General features: G+C 45.1%; 17 protein-coding genes. 3 read left to right on the top strand and 14 right to left on the bottom strand.

Features of this window, described 5'->3' with window-relative positions:
• Nucleotides 1-132: 132 nt before the first annotated feature.
• A complete protein-coding gene (locus tag ACMCM8_RS04690) occupies nt 133-2643 on the top strand; it encodes a PilZ domain-containing protein (RefSeq protein ID WP_412725954.1) in 2511 nt (836 codons plus the stop codon).
• A 92-nt stretch (nt 2644-2735) separates the two neighbouring features.
• On the opposite strand, the gene serB is transcribed toward ACMCM8_RS04690, so the two are convergent.
• Nucleotides 2736-3728: a phosphoserine phosphatase SerB gene (gene serB / locus ACMCM8_RS04685; RefSeq protein WP_412725952.1), complete on the bottom strand. Its 993-nt coding sequence runs from the start codon at nt 3726-3728 to the stop codon at nt 2736-2738.
• A 265-nt stretch (nt 3729-3993) separates the two neighbouring features.
• On the opposite strand from serB, the gene ACMCM8_RS04680 reads away from it, so the two are divergent.
• Nucleotides 3994-4671, top strand: coding sequence for a hypothetical protein (locus tag ACMCM8_RS04680; RefSeq protein WP_412725950.1), 678 nt, complete (start codon nt 3994-3996; stop codon nt 4669-4671).
• A 162-nt stretch (nt 4672-4833) separates the two neighbouring features.
• Here the strand turns inward: ACMCM8_RS04680 and ACMCM8_RS04675 are convergent, their stop codons facing one another.
• The 10 genes from ACMCM8_RS04675 to rpoE all read right to left on the bottom strand — a co-directional run bounded on the left by ACMCM8_RS04675 (nt 4834) and on the right by rpoE (nt 13970).
• The gene (locus ACMCM8_RS04675) at nt 4834-5643 is read right to left on the bottom strand and encodes a TatD family hydrolase (RefSeq protein ID WP_412725948.1); all 810 of its coding nucleotides are present in this window, start codon (nt 5641-5643) and stop codon (nt 4834-4836) included.
• 43 nt (nt 5644-5686) lie between these two features.
• Nucleotides 5687-6325, bottom strand: coding sequence for a pyridoxamine 5'-phosphate oxidase (pdxH, locus tag ACMCM8_RS04670; RefSeq protein WP_412725946.1), 639 nt, complete (start codon nt 6323-6325; stop codon nt 5687-5689).
• A 121-nt stretch (nt 6326-6446) separates the two neighbouring features.
• The gene (era, locus tag ACMCM8_RS04665) at nt 6447-7391 is read right to left on the bottom strand and encodes a GTPase Era (RefSeq protein ID WP_412725944.1); all 945 of its coding nucleotides are present in this window, start codon (nt 7389-7391) and stop codon (nt 6447-6449) included.
• On the bottom strand, nt 7378-8064 hold the full coding sequence (gene rnc / locus ACMCM8_RS04660; RefSeq protein WP_412725942.1) for a ribonuclease III: 687 nt from the start codon (nt 8062-8064) through the stop codon (nt 7378-7380). Before rnc ends, era begins: the two co-directional genes overlap by 14 nt.
• Nucleotides 8064-8966, bottom strand: coding sequence for a signal peptidase I (gene lepB, locus ACMCM8_RS04655; protein ID WP_412725940.1), 903 nt, complete (start codon nt 8964-8966; stop codon nt 8064-8066). Before lepB ends, rnc begins: the two co-directional genes overlap by 1 nt.
• Nucleotides 8966-10762: a translation elongation factor 4 gene (gene lepA / locus ACMCM8_RS04650; RefSeq protein WP_412725938.1), complete on the bottom strand. Its 1797-nt coding sequence runs from the start codon at nt 10760-10762 to the stop codon at nt 8966-8968. The genes lepB and lepA overlap by 1 nt, the downstream gene beginning before the upstream one ends.
• A gap of 290 nt (nt 10763-11052) precedes the next feature.
• Nucleotides 11053-11499, bottom strand: a complete 447-nt coding sequence (locus ACMCM8_RS04645) for a SoxR reducing system RseC family protein (RefSeq protein ID WP_412725936.1) — start codon at nt 11497-11499, stop codon at nt 11053-11055.
• Nucleotides 11500-11532: 33 nt separating this feature from the next.
• Nucleotides 11533-12594 carry a MucB/RseB C-terminal domain-containing protein gene (locus ACMCM8_RS04640; RefSeq protein ID WP_412725934.1) on the bottom strand — a complete coding sequence of 354 codons (1062 nt, stop codon included), beginning with the start codon at nt 12592-12594 and terminating at the stop codon, nt 11533-11535.
• Nucleotides 12595-12705: 111 nt separating this feature from the next.
• Nucleotides 12706-13293 (bottom strand): sigma-E factor negative regulatory protein, encoded by a 588-nt coding sequence (locus ACMCM8_RS04635; RefSeq protein ID WP_412725932.1) that lies wholly within the window; start codon nt 13291-13293, stop codon nt 12706-12708.
• A 98-nt stretch (nt 13294-13391) separates the two neighbouring features.
• Nucleotides 13392-13970 carry an RNA polymerase sigma factor RpoE gene (gene rpoE / locus ACMCM8_RS04630; RefSeq protein ID WP_412725930.1) on the bottom strand — a complete coding sequence of 193 codons (579 nt, stop codon included), beginning with the start codon at nt 13968-13970 and terminating at the stop codon, nt 13392-13394.
• Between the two features lie 197 nt (nt 13971-14167).
• Here rpoE and nadB point away from each other — a divergent pair, with 197 nt between their 5' ends.
• Nucleotides 14168-15859: an L-aspartate oxidase gene (gene nadB, locus ACMCM8_RS04625; protein WP_412725928.1), complete on the top strand. Its 1692-nt coding sequence runs from the start codon at nt 14168-14170 to the stop codon at nt 15857-15859.
• A gap of 85 nt (nt 15860-15944) precedes the next feature.
• On the opposite strand, the gene ACMCM8_RS04620 is transcribed toward nadB, so the two are convergent.
• Genes ACMCM8_RS04620 through ACMCM8_RS04610 form a run of 3 tightly spaced genes read right to left on the bottom strand, consistent with a single transcriptional unit; the run spans nt 15945 to nt 17575 of the window.
• Complete coding sequence (locus tag ACMCM8_RS04620; protein ID WP_412725926.1) at nt 15945-16802, bottom strand: MaoC family dehydratase; 858 nt, start codon at nt 16800-16802, stop codon at nt 15945-15947.
• 4 nt (nt 16803-16806) lie between these two features.
• Nucleotides 16807-17337: a protein YgfX gene (locus tag ACMCM8_RS04615; protein WP_412725924.1), complete on the bottom strand. Its 531-nt coding sequence runs from the start codon at nt 17335-17337 to the stop codon at nt 16807-16809.
• Nucleotides 17324-17575, bottom strand: coding sequence for a succinate dehydrogenase assembly factor 2 (locus ACMCM8_RS04610; RefSeq protein WP_412725922.1), 252 nt, complete (start codon nt 17573-17575; stop codon nt 17324-17326). The genes ACMCM8_RS04615 and ACMCM8_RS04610 overlap by 14 nt, the downstream gene beginning before the upstream one ends.
• Nucleotides 17576-17699 lie beyond the last annotated feature (124 nt).

Below are 17699 nucleotides of genomic sequence, written 5' to 3'. Positions count from 1 at the left end.
CACTTTAGAATAGTTTATTAAGAACAAACGCGAAGACAGCATCAAAAGTCCACACGCCCTAATATTAATGTGATTTGCTGTTTGGCCGATAAGAATTAAAATAATGATAGTTAACAAAAAAGTTGCGCATTCATGAGTCAAGATTTAAAGCAATATGCTGATATTATTGAGCAGCTAAAGCCTGTTGTTGATGAGCCAGATTTTAATAAGGTATTGCTTCAAATTGCTGCCGATGTTCCAAAGGAAAAACGCTTCTTAATAAAAATGGAAGTCAAGCGATTAGCCAAACCGTGCATGCGCACTATCGACTTGCGCGGACACGTGGATGGAAAATGCACCAAATATGTTCACGAGGGCCGCAGTCACTACATGGACGAAATTGCCGTCGATAAATTCGAGGAGCAAATACGCGTATTTGGACGCTATACCTACGGCGTGTATGAAGCGGTACAAAATACAGAGAACAACTTTCGCCTTTTGCGGGAAAAAGAGCTGGAGCAAGAACGGGCGGACAAAGAAAATCCTGAGCTAAAGAAACGCTCGGCGGTTTTAGAGCAGTTTAAAGTCCCTACGGTAAACTTACTCGATTACCAGCAGCGCAATACCGAGAGAATGAATTTTGCGGTGGCGGTAGAGATTTTCAACAGCGCCAACCAATCTATTCGCGGCCTCAGCGTCGATATCTCTCTAGAAGGGCTGCAAGTTAAAATTGCCAAAGATGCTCGCTTTAACAAAGGGGAAACGCTTTTCATCTATTTCAGGGGGCTTGAAAATGAGTTCGCGCTGGATAAAAAGAATGGCATTGCTTATAAACTCATCAATATCACCTCGAAAAACGATGTGAATTATTTGGCGCTAAAGCGCGATAAAGACTATCCAAACGCGGTGTTTGATAAGTTTTTAGAGAACTTTATTCACGGCAACAAGCGCCGTTATAAAGTCAATATGAACAACACCATTGAAGCTATCACCAGTAAAATATGCGAACAATATTTCTCGCCGCGTAGCCCAACTCTCCCGGTATTTATCGATGTCATTGACGGGACACTGGTGCCTCATTTTGCCATGATGAATGAGATCAACCGCGAAACCATTGATTACTGGAAAGATGAGGAAAACGCTTGTCGGCTGAACTTTTTGCTTTCCCAAGAGCGGCTTAAATCACTCTTGAACAAACCCGCTAATGAGCGTGAAATATTTGTCTTTAGCTTTACCCACCTGCAGGGCGAAAAAGTTTACTTCTATTCAGCGTCATTTGAAGAACTACAGAAAAAATCTGTATTAATGAATGTCTTTTTCGGTTTTGGGTCGCGCAAGGCCAGCTGGCGTGTCTTTAAGCTTGTGTTGACCGATATGGATCCGCAACAGGCACACATCACACTGTCGTTGCCAGATTCAGTGGGCACTAAGGTTAAGAAGCTCAATACGCCGCCTTCTGCCCGACTGATGTCCCGTTTGAAAAACCTTCGCTATTTGGCACACGTCACCGATGTCACTTCCATTGTTGGGCAAGAGACATACAGCGAGGTAAAATTCAATCGCGACAACTTATCTCATCTGAGAAATTTCGGTCATTCGCGTAATCGCGAAGCATCGAACATTCAAGTTGTGCGCTTTAAATACCAGGAGCAGCGTATTGAAAGTCGCTATCAGTTGCGTACCCAAATTGAAGTAACCTTTAACAGTGACGGCGCAACCCATAAAGGGATAAGCGAAGACATCTCCGTTCATGGGCTTGGCCTTCGTATTGAACTAAGCAAGGAATACGAAGGTAACTTAGAGGGCCGCGTTGAAGTAGCATTTCCGCGATTACAGCAGATCACTTCCAACTTTGATGTCATGCACCTGCAGTATGAAATCATCTATCACAATGTTGAGAAGAATATTTTACACCTTAAGGCCGCACCGGGAGAGGAAGGTAAGAGCGCCCGCAATTTTTTCGATGAGCTCATTAAAAAGAATAAAAATAGCCTTAAGGTCGAGTCTGACGAAGAAGAAATTCCAGGTATTGGTCACGCCCTGCGCTGTATTAATGCCCGTAATGCCACATCACTATCCTTTTTATTGGGTAAAGAAGGCATACGGTATATCCCACAAGCCTGTATTGTAGGTAAACAAGATAAGCGGATAACTGCATTAACAACACACTTTGCTGATGCCGGTGAAGTCAATCTTGAGCTCTTTTTCCGCGATCGCAAACAAGATGCGCCTTTTTTGAAAAACGGAATTAAAACCGTGAAATTGGAGAACATGCCCTTAAGAGAAGAGCTGTTTATCTCTTTTGACGTGTCGCAAAAAGATCCTCGGATGGCCATTATCCCGCGATACTCCAATAAGTTTGCTGATAATGAACAGCGAAGAGTATTTATTAAAGAAGCGATGGCAAGAGGTCAATTCATTGCTATTCATATGATGCTGACCACTACAGGTAAGCCGGATATGACCATGCTTCAGACTGAAATCAATTATGTCACTATGTATGCACTCCACCGGGCACGTGAGTTAGAAAAGAAAATGTGGAGTATTACGGCTTGCTCTCACCTCGTTGATGTAACTGATGAAGTACTTATTCGATACGGATTTAGTCCAGAAGATATCAATGCCAACCGAACGCTAAAGAGTATTTCCTCTAAGGTTCATTAACGCCGACTTGTTGTGAAAAGCTGGCACTGCAATTAGTAGTGCCAGTTTCTCCACTTACCCAAAAAAATTATTCGATACTGCCGCTCAGCCTGCTATTTGTCGAGAAAGTAAAGCATTCGATGAAGGCTTCCCACTCGTACTGCAACATCTGCTTTTTCATTGACTAAGGGTTTACCATGGCATGCCACGCCTAGGCCAGCCTCTGCCATCATGACCAAATCATTCGCACCATCGCCCATGGCAACCGTTTGCGCTTTTGGGATCCCCCACTGGGTAGCAAGGGTATTAACGGTACGCGCTTTGACATCTGCGTTAATAATTTCACCCTCTACCTTACCCGTTAACAGGCCATCTTCAATAGCCAGCACGTTAGAAATGGCATAATCAAGATTCAATCTGGTTTTTAGGTGGTCGGCAAAGTAGGTAAAACCACCAGATGCTATCGCCAGTTTCCAATTATGTTGGCGCAACGTGCACAGCAAGGTTTGAATTCCTGGCATAATGGGCAGGCTGTCGCGGATCGTTGAAAGGTGCGACTGGGGAACACCTTCCAAACAAGCAACTCGATGTACTAAGCTCTCGTTAAAAGCAATTTCTCCCCGCATTGCTTTCGCTGTTACCTCGGCAACTAGATCACCCACGTTGGCAAGCTTGGCAATTTCATCAATGCATTCAATCGCAATGACGGTGCTGTCCATGTCCATGACCAATAACCCGGGCGCACGCAATGTCGGTCTGTTTGCTTGTATGGCCAGGTCGATGTGAAAGCGTTGTGAAATGTCGTCTAGAAGGCTATTTAGCAATCCGCGATGAATCTCCTTCAAATGCCCTCTCACTTCCACTACATCATCACCAAAGCTTTGATGAAAGTGGTGATAGTTCATACTTACCGCTTCGAATACATCAACAACTTTTAACAACACACCATGCAAAATATAGGGCGTTAGTGCCTGTGCACTTAGTGTCAGTGTGTGTGTAAATGGTTTGTCATTATTGGCCTTACTCAAGATGGCGCTTAATTCGCTGGCGTTATGAGATGTGTCACCGTGCGGGTGATTAAAAAACGGTATGATCTTCGGTTGCACTGCAATGATGTCCTTGGGGCTTAATGATTTACTTTTCAGTTTCGCAGCGAATTGTCGTGTATTTATTCAAGGCAAGAACTGAGAAGGATAGACATCTACTTAGACAGGTTCTAACAATGAAGTAGTGGGCGACAAACACTGCCCTTCGGTTTCACTCTGTGAAGCCATGCTACCCAATTAGTACGACTAATAAAATAACCTCTTTTAAATTAATTCAAACTATCCTACTGTTATCTTATCGCTTTAGATTAAATGGATACTTGTATTGGCAAACGCTAGTGAAGTTGCGACGTCGACCTCAAACAGTGAATCCCACTCGCTATACACTGCATTGAAAAGGCTCTTTCATACCCTAGTAGTCAGCACTGTGTTAGCGCTGGGAGTGGTATTAGTTTTATTATTTCAGCAGTATCAAAACGACTGGCTTATAGTGCAAACCCAATTTGCAGGAGAAAGCATTGCTCGTCAGTACGCCAAGTTGTTGCAAGTCACCTCAGACATCCCGTTAGATGAGGTAATGCAAGGCCAGATTGACAACAATGAATCGCGAGTAAAACAAAATTCTCATATCGAAAGGGTGGTCTCTGTCCTAATGGAAGAGCCCCATATTCTTGCACTCGCGGTATTCGACAGAGATGGGCGCTATATTGGACCACTGCCTAGAACAGACAGCATAGTTGCAATGAGTCAATCTCAGGGAGTGACGCCCCTTTCATATGTGGCCGCTATCGAAAATAACGACGGGGATGTATTGGGTTACCTCAACGTCCATATGGACACACAAGCTATGCTCGAAAGTCCACTGACTCTGCGTTATCAGCTTACATTTATTGCTTTCATTTTGGTTTTTCTTGCCCTGATGATGGGTATATACCTCACTCGCGGTTTTTATAAATTCCGCCCCTGGTTGCTCCAAGCTATCGACTCAAAAAGACCCTTTTAAAAGAAAAGCCCCATCTTCTCCGTCTTTAAAGCAAACTCACCTCGTAAAGTGAGTATTTTTTGAGACGGGCTTTTCGAGCGGCGTATACCTCAGCGTTAAACTGAACACTTGGATTCGACGCAGGTTCAAAGCCTGGCTTTTGCAGCACAAAAGCCGCTTGCGCTAATTCAAAAATAGTTTCTGGTAGTTTGCCGTCGTGGTGTCAATAATAGTTTGAGTATCAAGGTCGCCTAACGCTGACAGTGCCGAAACGACCTCGCAGAGATATTGAGGTTTGTTAGCTTGCCCTTGCCTTCCATACATTGGCATATCTGGCGCGTCGGTTTCCAATAGAATGCGCTCTGGATGGTGTTTGAGTAAAAATGTGGCGGTGTCTCGGGTTTTACGTGCTCGTGGGTAGGTGATCGTGCCGCCTAATCCAAGGTAAAAGCCGTTATCGAGATAGCGTTTGGCCACATCAACATTGCCTGAGAAAGCGTGGATAACCCCTGCACGTTCTACTGGATTAGCTTTAAGCGCTTCCAATAATAAATGATGGCTTTTTCTATGATGAAGGATAACGGGTAGTCCCAAATTTACAGCCACCATAAGATGTGCTTTTAGCGCTTCTTGCTGAAGGGCCATGGGTATTTGAATATGTGCGTCTAAACCAGTTTCACCAATCGCCTTAACTGATGAATGACGCTGGTGAGCGGCCTGTTCTAATTGATCTATTTTATCACTGATACCAGCAGAATCATGTAAACCAGCCAGTGAGTGTTGCGTCAGAAAATAAGGGTGAAAACCAATGGCAGTATCGATGGGCAACAAAGACGTATACTTATCGCTTATCTGTTGTATAACCCGCCACGATGCCTCATCGATACCAGGCACCATTATGCGTGTTATACCCGCGTTCAGCGCTTCGCGAAGTACAGATTCAACATTATCGGCGAGGGCGGGTAAGTTAAGATGGCAATGGCTATCAATCATGGCGTTTCACCCACGATAAAAACAGACACAGTGCCTTCATTGGCTAGGGCATTAAACGCTGTGTGGTCCACGAACCGTCTTCTGCAATATTGTATTCAAAACGGTCGTGTAACCTGTCTTCACCACCTTGCCAAAATTCTATTTGATGAGGGACTATTCTAAAACCGCCCCAAAAATCGGGAACAGGTAAGGCTTTGTTCGCAAACTTGTCTTTAAGCTGTTTAAACTGGGTCAACAATAGCTCGCGACTTGAAATAGGTTTGCTCTGTTTTGAGGCATATGCTGCCAATTGACTGTCTTTGGGACGTGAGAAAAAGTAACTCGCGTTTTCCGATAATGTCAGCCTTTCTACCTGACCACATACCCTGACTTGTCTTTCCATAAAAAACCAGGGAAAGTGGCAGGACACTTTGGGATTGACGGCAAGCTCCTGTGCTTTGCGGCTACCAAGATTAGTGAAGAAAACAAAGCCTTTGTCGCTGACATCTTTTAATAGAACAATCCGTTGGGAAGGCTGACCACTGGCGTCTACAGTAGCCACTGTCATAGCGGTTGGGTCGGGGATCCCCGCCTCAATAGCTTCTTTAAGCCACTTATCAAACAGTTTAAAAGGGCTTTGGGTTAAGTCAGATTCAGTCAAACTACCCTTAGAGTATTGTCTGCGCATGTCAGAGATTGCCATACACGCTTTCCCTCTCTTTCGCTGTGAATACGCCTTATGTCACACGAGCTCATTTACGTATAATTATTAATAAGCGGGGCTATGCACTGCCCTCCCCGCCATATCCGCTGCAGGCAACTAGTTAAAAGTTACTGTCGTCGCCATAACCAAGAGAACGCAGGGCACGCTCATCATCTGCCCACCCTTGTTTCACTTTCACCCACAATTCTAAGAAAACCTTATTATCGAATAAATTTTCCATGTCTTTACGAGCTTGTTCACCGATGGTTTTAAGGTGCTTACCACCTTTGCCAATAATCATGCGCTTTTGCGTTTCACGCTCGACGAGAATCAGACCACTTATACGGTAAACGCCATTTTCTGCCATTTTGAACTGCTCTATTTCCACCGTAGTGGAGTAAGGAAGTTCATCGCCAGTAAAACGCATGAGTTTTTCACGAATAATTTCAGCGGCCATAAATCGACTGGAGCGATCGGTAATATAATCTTCAGGGAAGATAAACTCACTTTTCGGTAAGGACTTGGCAACAAGGTCACGGATCTCGTCAACCATTTTGCCCTGTTTCGCACTGATGGGAATAATATGCTCAAAGGCATGTTTTTCGCCTAGCTTTTGCAGGTGAATCATAAAGTTTTCTTTATCTTCCACCTTGTCCATTTTATTAACGATAAGATAACAGGGTAAATTTGCTTGTTTAACTTTGCTTAATACCATTTCATCTTCGGCATTAAAGCGGTCGCCTTCCACGACAAACAACACCAGCCCTACTTCTGCCAGTGAGCTTGACGCAGCGCGGTTCATGTAGCGATTAATGGCACGCTTTTCGTCTTGGTGAAGCCCCGGCGTATCGACATAGATAGCTTGGTAATCACCTTCTGTATCTATACCTAAAATGCGATGACGGGTAGTCTGTGGCTTACGAGAAGTAATACTGACCTTCTGTCCTAACAACCGGTTTAACAAGGTTGATTTACCTACATTTGGCCGCCCCACAATGGCAACCAACCCACAACGAGTGTTTACTTCTGGCACCTGTGGATCATCCGAATGATTATGCGTTGTCATCAAGTTTCTCCAAAGTTAACCGAGCCGCTTCCTGTTCTGCTTTACGGCGGCTGTTACCCGATGCAACGACGGCATCGACTAAACTTTCCACTTTACAGCTGACCTCAAAGGTCTGTGCGTGATCTTTTCCAGAAATAGACAATACTTCGTATGTAGGCAACGCCAATTTACGGCCCTGCAAAAACTCTTGTAATCGCGTTTTACTGTCTTTGGGGTGGGCATTGGGGTCGAGCTTCTTTATTCTGCTTTCCCACAAACGATCGATAACATTGCGTACTTCATCCATACCCGAATCGAGATAAATGGCGCCAAGTAACGCTTCGACTGAATCGGCAAGTATAGAACTTCTTCGGTGCCCACCACTTTTCAATTCACCTGGGCCTAAGTTTAATAATTCGCCCATGCTGGCTTCTTTTGCTAGCTCAGCCAAGGTATCACCTTTGACTAAGGTTGAGCGCATACGGGTCAATTTACCTTCTGGCACATTCGGAAAGCGACGAAATAGTGTTTCGCCTACTATCATACCGAGTATCGCATCACCCAAAAATTCTAAACGTTCATTGTGCTGCTTGGCAGCACTTCTGTGGGTTAAGGCTTGCTCTAACAATGCCTCATTGGTAAATGTATAGCCTATCGCCTTATACAAACGACGGTATTTATCAATTCCCTGCATTAATCAATGCCACCTACACGTTCAAAGCGAACGCCGGTTGGCACCCAACTTGGTAAGAAGTCCGACGCATTTCGTTCAAACTCAAATGAAATCCAAATAGCAACTGCTTTACCGACGAGATTTTCGTCAGGTACAAAGCCCCAGAAACGACTATCACGACTATTATCTCGGTTATCACCTAATACAAAATATTGGTTTTCTGGCACGATCCATTCATTGCTACGAGTGCCTGGTTGCGTGTAGAAATTTACAGGCGAAATCTCACGGACAGGATGGCGAAGTATGTCGTGTTTCACGTCACCCAAATCTTCTGTATAACGCATAAGTTGCGCCATGTCCTGAACAAACTCGCCACGTTCCTGAAAGGTCAGCGGAACCGCTTTTAACTTAGCGCAGTTATTGCCAGTGTCACACTTTGGTTTTATATAAACTTGCTTATTCTGATAAACAATGGTGTCACCAGGTAAACCGATAACACGCTTAATATAGTCCACCGACGGCTCTTCGGGATACTTAAACACCACAACATCACCGCGCTCAGGTACGCCAGTTTCAATTATCTTGCTTCTGAAAACAGGATCTTTCACACCGTAGGCGAACTTTTCAACAAGTATAAAATCACCTACCAATAGGGTTGGCATCATCGAGCCCGACGGGATTTGAAACGGTTCATACAAAAATGAGCGCAGTACCAACACAAATGCAATGACTGGAAAGATTTGCTGAGAGGTATCGACCAGATAAGGCAATTGCGGATCTTCTCCATAACTCACGCCTCCTGCGGTTGCTGCAGCCTGTAACCGCGCTTTGCGTTTTGGCGCGAATACCAGGCTATCTACCAGCCAAACTAATCCTGTCACTAAGGTGAGAACCACCAATATTAGGGAGAAGTAATTTGCCATTATTTACCCACCTTTAAGACTGCAAGGAATGCATCTTGTGGCAACTCAACATTACCCACTTGCTTCATTCGCTTTTTCCCTTCTTTTTGCTTTTGAAGTAGCTTTTTCTTACGGCTAACGTCACCACCATAACATTTGGCGATAACGTTTTTACGCAATTGCTTCACTGTGCTTCTCGCGACAATGTGGTTACCAATTGCTGCCTGAATGGCGATATCAAACATTTGGCGAGGGATCAGTTCCCGTAATTTCTCTACCAGTTCACGCCCGCGACTCTGCGAGTTTTCGCGGTGAGTAATCACAGCAAGCGCGTCAACACGCTCACCGTTAATGAGAATATCAACCCTGACCATGTCAGAGCTTTGGAAGCGCTTAAAGTTATAATCCAGTGACGCAAAGCCGCGACTGGTTGATTTTAAGCGATCAAAAAAGTCCAGTACTACTTCAGCCATTGGCAATTCGTAGGTCACCGCAACTTGCTTTCCATGGTATGTCATGTTGGTTTGCATACCACGCTTTTCAATACATAGGGTGATAACGTTACCAAGGTATTCTTGTGGTACCAAGATGTTGGCTTCCACCATGGGTTCACGTATTTCAGCGATATCATTTACTGGTGGTAATTTTGCCGGACTGTCAACGGTAAGAATTTCACCTTTAGTGGTTTCAACCTCGTATATTACTGTCGGCGCAGTAGTGATCAGGCCTAAGTCATATTCGCGTTCTAAACGCTCCTGAATGATTTCCATATGCAACATCCCCAGGAAACCTATTCTAAAACCGAAGCCCAATGCAGCAGAGCTTTCCGGCTCATAAAACAATGAAGCGTCGTTAAGACTGAGTTTCGCTAGCGCGTCGCGGAAATCTTCATAATCGTCAGAGCTTATCGGGAAGATACCCGCATAAACCTGCGGTTTCACCTTTTTGAAGCCCGGTAACATTGCTTTCGCGGGATCACGTGCCAGGGTAATGGTATCCCCCACAGGTGCACCTTGAATGTCCTTAATGCCTGCAATAATGAAACCTACCTCACCCGCTCTTAACACACCTGTTTCGAGAGGCTTAGGGGTAAACACACCAATTTTATCTACTTGGTGAGCTTGGCCGTTAGACATGATCTGAATTTTGTCTTTCTTCGTCAGCTGGCCTTCAACTATGCGTACCAATGACACCACGCCTTGGTAGTTGTCGAACCACGAATCGATGATTAGAGCTCTAAGTGGTGCGTCGCGATCGCCTTGTGGAGACGGAATCTTATTGACGATGACTTCAAGTACGTCTTCAATGCCGATACCGGTTTTGGCAGAACAACGCACCGCGTCAATGGCGTCTATGCCAACAATATCTTCAATTTCTTCTGCAACCCTGTCTGGCTCAGCTTGCGGCAAGTCAATTTTGTTCAACACCGGTACGACTTCCATATCCATTTCAATGGCAGTGTAACAGTTTGCCAAAGTCTGGGCTTCAACCCCCTGACCCGCGTCGACCACTAATAATGCCCCTTCACAGGCCGCAAGTGATCGGGATACCTCATACGTAAAGTCTACGTGTCCCGGCGTATCGATGAAATTTAATTGGTAGGTTTCACCATCGCGTGCCTCATAGTTCAGTGTCACGCTTTGTGCTTTAATAGTGATACCGCGCTCTTTCTCCAAATCCATCGAATCGAGAACTTGCTCAGCCATTTCACGATCGGAAAGCCCTCCGCAGTGCTGGATGAGACGATCTGACAGCGTAGACTTACCGTGGTCAATGTGGGCAATGATACTGAAATTACGAATGTGCGATTGTTGCATAATGCTGGAAATTACCTGCAGAAAAATTCATTAAACAAAAAATGCTGCTCGCCTGATAGTTTGGCTTATACGCAGCGCGAGCGGATTTTACCCATTTCTGCGACGAAAAGCGAATTCGCATACCTAAAAAGTTACCTCTACGGCTTTACCGCGTTGTTGCGTGAAGTCCATACAAATTACTGTATTCATTAAACGTGGAATATCATATCAGGCAAATATGTGTTGATTTCACCTTCACCAGCGTATGACCCGCGTTAAACATGCGTTTATGCAGTAAAGGAATTCACCTGCTACGGGACGACTTTGTTAAGAAGCACGACTTGATATTTAGTGCGCTCTGCGCTTTGCAGTTTAACCCCAATGAACTTATACACGAGGTATGTCAAAATTGTACTGGGTAACAGGGGCAATAATTCATGAGTCCAGCCAACTGAGTTCATGACAGAAGTGGTGAAGGCATAGGTGGCAATAAATGCCACCAAAGGCAATACATAAAGCCACGCAGAAGCACTTAAAATGCCCGCTTCGGGGATACCGACCACCACTTGCTGACCGACTTTAACTGTCATAGGTGTGTGCAATGTCAGTTGCTGCATCTTAGGCGCAAGCGCTCTAGAGATTACGCCTGTGCCGCAGTCGCTTTGTGCCTGACAACTATTGCAGGTAGATTTAATTGCAGCCTCAACGGTAACCATGTCGCCATCAACCGCAATAACCGTAGCCGTCTCTTTTATCATAATGAGATAAACTGCCCTATGCTGTCTTTTTGCTTAAGGATTACGTGTTTTGGGACCGAGTGAAGTCGCAATTGCTTTGGCGGTTTGCAGCGGTATTTCCCCTACCACTGTTACCTGTGCCTTACCGTGAGTCAGTGTTAAAAAGGTACTCAACTCATTGCGCAACGCCAAATCTCCACCCACCGCATCTTCAGCGGGTTGTACGTAAACCGATACATCCACTAGTCCATCAGATAGCAGTTTATATTCAACCACCTGCCCTGTTAAGGCTAACCGTCGCGTATCTTGCTTGATTTCTCGCATACCAAGGGGTAGGTAACCCACATCCCAACTAAGTTCTCGGGGTTGACTTGCTGCCATCGCCATTGGCTGTGGTAATGAACTCGGGTTTATTCTGGAAAAATACTCTGACGGTGTTGCATTAATGGAAAACGCCGTCACTTGAATTTGCTCAAGTAAGCCGCCCTGCAAATCAAGCATGTTGAGCTTTAACAACATACCGGTTTTTTCGTCCAACCAAAGCTGATAGCCAAAGCGAGTGTTATCCCGACTTACAATTCGAATTTGCTGTGCTGAACGCCCGGTAACCCGAGCTCTGCCCACGAGTACAAATTCATACCCGTCGAGTAGTTGTTGTGGATGATAAAGCAGTGCACTTGGGATTGGCCCGTTAATATGATTGGAACGCAAACTATATGGTTGTACATCTGGTTCAAACACACTGACCACATCACCTACACGGATGAGTTCTCTGCCTGGGCCATTTTGTAAATTAAGTTGCTCGACCTCGGTGCCATCATCTAACACACCATGTCGCCAAAGATAAGGCACCGTCTCTTTACCCACTTTTGTTTGCACATAAGTAACTTGAAAATTCGCACTGGAAATAATTTTGCTTAATTGTTCAAGCCATTGCGTAGTAGTGAGCGGAGCACTGAGTGTATTACCTTCATCTGTAGGCACGGTTTGATTTGAAGGGGCTTCATTGCTACTTGCATTTTGTGCATCAGGCACAGTTTGAACGCTTTGCGCCAAAATCTCAGATGAAGCAAAAACAGCGATAATAAAAATGGCGATAAGGTTAACACGGCCCATTTATTTTGCCTTAAAAACGCACATACCAGCACGTTCGCTGGTATGTTAAAAAACGAGAAGAAAAAGGTAACACCTAACTCAGATAAAAACGATATTCTTCGCTATTTGTCATTATTCTGGACGAGGTAATGACTCATTTTCATCTTCAACATCACTGGATTCCTGGGCTTGTTTCAACTTGATCTGCTGCTCGTGGTCCGCAATCAATGCATTAATTTTGCGTTTTTTCTCAAGCACTTCGTTCATGTCATTACGAGGAATGGCACGGGTTTGCTCCAGACTGACTGGCGCTAAGCCACCTTGTGGCCCAGCCGTAGGTGCCGTCATAAACGGTTCCGTAGGTGCAGGTTGATTAAATTGTTGAACACCTAAGATAACCGCAACCGCCACCGAAGCGGCAACCGCAAACTGTCCCGATTGTTTGGCAAAAGGAACCACGCTCCCCAATACAGGAATAGAGCGCCAACGGGAGGCTTTAGGAGCCACAATAGCCGGCTCATTCTCCAATGCTGCCGCGACACTTGCAGTTATGTCTAGCTGTGGAGCGACAGTGGCTTCTTTGCGCATTGCACCGCGATAAACATGGTAACGTTTCCACTTGGCTTGAAGCGCTTCATCGTGCTTTATTGCATCGATGATATCATTGCCTTCTATCTCACCATCCATGAATGCGGACAATTTTTCTTGCTGTTGCGTCATATATTCATTTCCAGATCAATTTGATCATTAACTACCCTAACACAACTGTTAGTCATCTACGAAAAAAGAAAGTTCATCTTTTTTCTATATTATTTCGATTAATTTTCTAACAGCGGTTGAATCACTTTATCTATAGCCTCTCGCGCCCTAAAAATTCGGGATCTTACCGTTCCTACCGGACAAGACATCACGTTTGCTATTTCTTCGTAGCTCATCCCTTCAATTTCCCTAAGCGTAATGGCCATTCGCAAATCGTCGGGGAGTTTTTCTACTACTTTAAACAATGTTTCTTCAATTTCTTCAGACAACAAACTGCGTTCAGGTGTAGTCTGCTCTTTAAGTGCATCACTGCCTTCATAGAAGTCAGCTTCCTCCGCGTCAACGTCACTCGCTGGCGGCTTACGACCTTGCGAAACCAAATAGTTTTTTGCACTGTTTACCGCGATTCGATAAAGCCACGTATAAAACGCACTATCACCGCGAAAATTCGGTAACGCGCGATAGGCCTTGATGAACGCTTCTTGCGTTACATCCGCCACATCCCCAGTGTTTTTGACATAGCGAGAAACTAAATGCATCACCTTGTGTTGATAACGGGTTACCAATAGGTTGAATGCATTTTTATCGCCACGCTGTACTTTTTCGACCAATTGTTGGTCGGTTATCTGCTCGCTCATTCGAGCTGTTACTCCCTACTTCAACTACACAATAGCCCTCATAAGCACTTGTATAGATGTATTCTTTTCCCAAAAGTTCTGTTTAAGCATTAAATATTTTAAAAAATGCGCGTAACTCTACCCAACAATCATTGTGTTTTGCCACTCATCCTTTAGACTTGCCGAACCTTTGCTCGTTTAATTTGATATAAAAATACATGAAATCTGTATCGTCTTCACTAACTTCCACATCAAATGCAATAGAACACCGTTGCGATGTGTTGATTATTGGAAGTGGCGCTGCCGGTCTAAGCCTGGCATTAAGGCTTGCCGATCACTGTCAGGTTATTGTTTTAAGCAAAAGTGACAGAAATGAAGGCTCGACGCGCTACGCTCAGGGGGGTATTGCCGCCGTATTTGATGAACAAGACTCAATCGACGCTCATGTTAAAGACACCTTGAAAGCCGGTGGCGGTTTATGTGAGGAGTCGGCGGTGCGATTTACAGCTGAACGCGCTAAATCCGCTTTGGAATGGTTGATTGGTTACGGTGTCCCTTTTGATACGGAAAAAAGTGAATCCGGCGAAGAGCGTTTTCACCTCACTCGCGAAGGTGGCCATAGCCATCGTCGAATACTTCACGCCGCCGATGCAACGGGGGAAGCCCTACAAATCACCCTCAATGAGGCCGTGTCTACCCACCCAAACATTCATGTATTTGAGCGCTATAACGCCATTGACCTGATTCCCTCTAAGTCGCAAAAAAAACGCAGTGTAGGGGCGTATGTATGGAATCGACAACAAGAGCATGTTGAAGTTATCCGCGCGCCTTTCATCGCACTTGCAACAGGCGGCGGGAGCAAAGTATATCAATATACGTCAAATCCCGACGTGTCCAGTGGTGATGGTATCGCCATGGCATGGCGCGCGGGCTGCCGGGTGGCGAATATGGAATTTAACCAGTTCCACCCTACTTGTTTGTTTCACCCTCAAGCACGTAATTTTTTGATAACAGAAGCATTGAGAGGCGAAGGCGCATACCTGTGTCATGCTGATGGCACCCGCTTCATGCAGAAGTTTGACGAGCGTGGTGATCTCGCCCCTCGAGATGTAGTAGCGCGCGCTATCGATTACGAAATGAAACGCTTAGGCGCGGATTGCATGTATCTCGATATCAGTCATAAGCCCGCAGACTTTATCGTCAAGCACTTCCCTAACATATATCGCAAGTGTCGCTCTCTTGGCATTGATATCACCCGTGAGCCAATTCCCGTGGTGCCTGCTGCGCATTACAGCTGTGGTGGTGTGATTACTGACTTTAACGCCAAAACCGATTTAGACAATGTTTACGCCATTGGCGAAGTTGCCTACACCGGCTTGCACGGTGCCAATCGCATGGCCTCCAATTCATTGCTGGAATGTGTAGTGTTTGCCACTGCTGCAGCAGAGCATATTATTAGTGAACTCCCTAGCGCAGACTGCGAAGAAACCATTGCACCGTGGGATGAAAGCCAGGTCACAAACTCTGATGAAGAGGTCATCATTCAGCACAACTGGCACGAATTGCGTTTATTTATGTGGGACTACGTCGGTATTGTCCGTACCGATAAACGACTAGAGCGCGCGATGCGGCGGATCAAGCTTCTCGAGCAAGAAATAGCTGAGTACTACGCCCATTTCAGGGTCAGCAACAACTTACTGGAATTGCGTAATCTGGTAACAGTGGCTGAGTTAATAGTACGCTGCGCGATGGAACGAAAAGAAAGTCGTGGACTGCATTTCAACTTAGATCACCCTGAGCAACTTGACGCTCCCAAGCCCACTATTTTGGTTCCCCAAAAAGGCGGTATGGGTCGTGAAGTGGGTTTACTTATTACCGAGCACAGTTTCACTGACTTAAACGCAAACTAACTGGCTGAGCCTCTAGCGGCCTTTACGGAATAATTAATTATGCACGATTCCGGTAAAGGCCCGCTGAATCCAACAGTGTTGGCGACTATTCGAAACTCACATTCGCTTGAACATGCGTAATAGAATCATTGGCATTGGTCACATCAATTAGCGCCGTGGTAGCAGTACTGCAATGTTGGAAAATGTGTATCTCACTGGGAAGGTATACCGGGCGTTTAAACTTACACCCCACTTGCGTGATATAAACGTGTTCGTTGTGTTCAACAAAGGCAGACACCGCTCGGGCTAACGTCCACATACCATGTGCAATTGGCTTTTTAAAACCAAATAGCTTAGCCGTTAAGCCAGTTAAATGAATTGGGTTATAGTCGCCGGAAAGCTTGGCATACCGACGCCCCGTAGCAGCAGGTAGCGTTACCTCACCAATACACACTTTTTGCTCAGTATCGCAATCATCATGGGATTCAACTTGACTGATTTTCGGTGCAACGTGTACCGCTTTTACTTTCACTAGATAACTACTGATCGCGCGGTAAACCAGTTGACCTGCCTGCCAAGCTTCCAAAAGCACATCTAACTCCCATCCGCGATGATGAGGTCGTACGTCGTGAAAGCGAACTCGACACTCAAAGGCGTCACTGAGATTGCAATCACCTAACACAGACACCTGGTTCCCAGCGTGGATCAACCCCAGCAGGGGGAATGGGCTTTGTTTATCCAGAAGGCATTGCATCTGTAATGGCAATGACAACATCTGTAAGTACAGGGGATGAATCTGCTCACTTACGGGCCATTGGACTTCCTGACAAAACAAGCCGTAGTGAACATTATCTACATGGAGTGTTTTGGTATATATTCGCACCGGTAAGGCTGGCGGTTTAAACTGCATTAACTGCCGGGTATCTACGCGCTTAAACAGCGCCTTGGTGTACTCACGAAACATCTAACTAATTCCTCGAATGTGTTCCTTTTCTGACACAATTTACTGCGCGACAGAGTCGTCGATAATCAGCCTCAGAACATTCATTTCTCAAAACCCACCCAAAATGCGAATGGCTTTTGTCAAACCACTTGTCTTTCACTTTTGCCACTGCAATGTAAATTCCCCATGGAAACAACTGTGAAGCGGGGTGAATACGTAAAGTGGCATCACCAACACCAGCACCTCTTTCCCGACTATTTTCAACATTAAATGTTGAGTGAGACGGTGAGGTGATTTGACGTATCTCACCATTACTAGAAAGCAATATCGAATATCGAAAGGGGTAAAGGGTATTATCGCGTGCACTTGTCACGCCTTGGTGAATCAATAACAAACTTGCGCCTATCCAAACCACTATCAATATAAAAGGGTCAAGCCATGTCCATATGGCAGAAGAAAGACTTCCCAACACGATCCCTAAACAAGCAATCAGACAAAGGTTGGCGATAAGACTTCGATAAGGCGAATGAGTGATAGTAATTCTATACTTTGACACGGTTGACGATAGTTGACACCATAGCGGCCAACTCGGGATCCTCACACTTTTGGTGCCCCATGATCCAAGCGAATAAATCGGGATCATCGCTGGTTAATAGCCGCTCAAAGGTTTCCTGGTCTTGGTAACTCAATTGGTCAAACGCTTCTTCTACGAAAGGCAGTAAAAGTACATCTAATTCCAACATGCCTCGACGGCAAGCCCACTTTAAACGGGCTAATCTTTTAGGTTCAAACATAGTGTTTTATATCAATGGTAAATTCACGGATAATAATACCATGCACCTAGCAACAGGATCACTGCTCTTTTGGTCTGATATTAAGGTTTATTAGATTCAGCTGAGCTGGGGAGCACCTTTATCA

The organism is Alteromonas sp. D210916BOD_24 (assembly GCF_047159385.1).
Classification (GTDB): Bacteria; Pseudomonadota; Gammaproteobacteria; order Enterobacterales; family Alteromonadaceae; genus Alteromonas.
The sequence above is the reverse complement of the archived record's forward strand: the minus strand, read 5'-3'. Positions and strand labels throughout refer to the sequence as shown.

Bases quoted from the DNA above. Each gene is read 5' to 3' on its own strand.
- ACMCM8_RS04675 (WP_412725948.1), bottom strand. From the start codon at position 5,643: ATGATTGATAGCCATTGCCATCTTAACTTACCCGCCCTCGCCGATAAT.
- lepA (WP_412725938.1), bottom strand. From the start codon at position 10,762: ATGCAACAATCGCACATTCGTAATTTCAGTATCATTGCCCACATTGAC.
- ACMCM8_RS04690 (WP_412725954.1), top strand. From the start codon at position 133: ATGAGTCAAGATTTAAAGCAATATGCTGATATTATTGAGCAGCTAAAG.
- ACMCM8_RS04635 (WP_412725932.1), bottom strand. From the start codon at position 13,293: ATGACGCAACAGCAAGAAAAATTGTCCGCATTCATGGATGGTGAGATA.
- pdxH (WP_412725946.1), bottom strand. From the start codon at position 6,325: ATGGCAATCTCTGACATGCGCAGACAATACTCTAAGGGTAGTTTGACT.
- ACMCM8_RS04610 (WP_412725922.1), bottom strand. From the start codon at position 17,575: ATGTTTGAACCTAAAAGATTAGCCCGTTTAAAGTGGGCTTGCCGTCGA.
- ACMCM8_RS04620 (WP_412725926.1), bottom strand. From the start codon at position 16,802: ATGTTTCGTGAGTACACCAAGGCGCTGTTTAAGCGCGTAGATACCCGG.
- ACMCM8_RS04645 (WP_412725936.1), bottom strand. From the start codon at position 11,499: ATGATAAAAGAGACGGCTACGGTTATTGCGGTTGATGGCGACATGGTT.
- lepB (WP_412725940.1), bottom strand. From the start codon at position 8,966: ATGGCAAATTACTTCTCCCTAATATTGGTGGTTCTCACCTTAGTGACA.
- nadB (WP_412725928.1), top strand. From the start codon at position 14,168: ATGAAATCTGTATCGTCTTCACTAACTTCCACATCAAATGCAATAGAA.
- rpoE (WP_412725930.1), bottom strand. From the start codon at position 13,970: ATGAGCGAGCAGATAACCGACCAACAATTGGTCGAAAAAGTACAGCGT.
- rnc (WP_412725942.1), bottom strand. From the start codon at position 8,064: ATGCAGGGAATTGATAAATACCGTCGTTTGTATAAGGCGATAGGCTAT.
- ACMCM8_RS04640 (WP_412725934.1), bottom strand. From the start codon at position 12,594: ATGGGCCGTGTTAACCTTATCGCCATTTTTATTATCGCTGTTTTTGCT.
- era (WP_412725944.1), bottom strand. From the start codon at position 7,391: ATGACAACGCATAATCATTCGGATGATCCACAGGTGCCAGAAGTAAAC.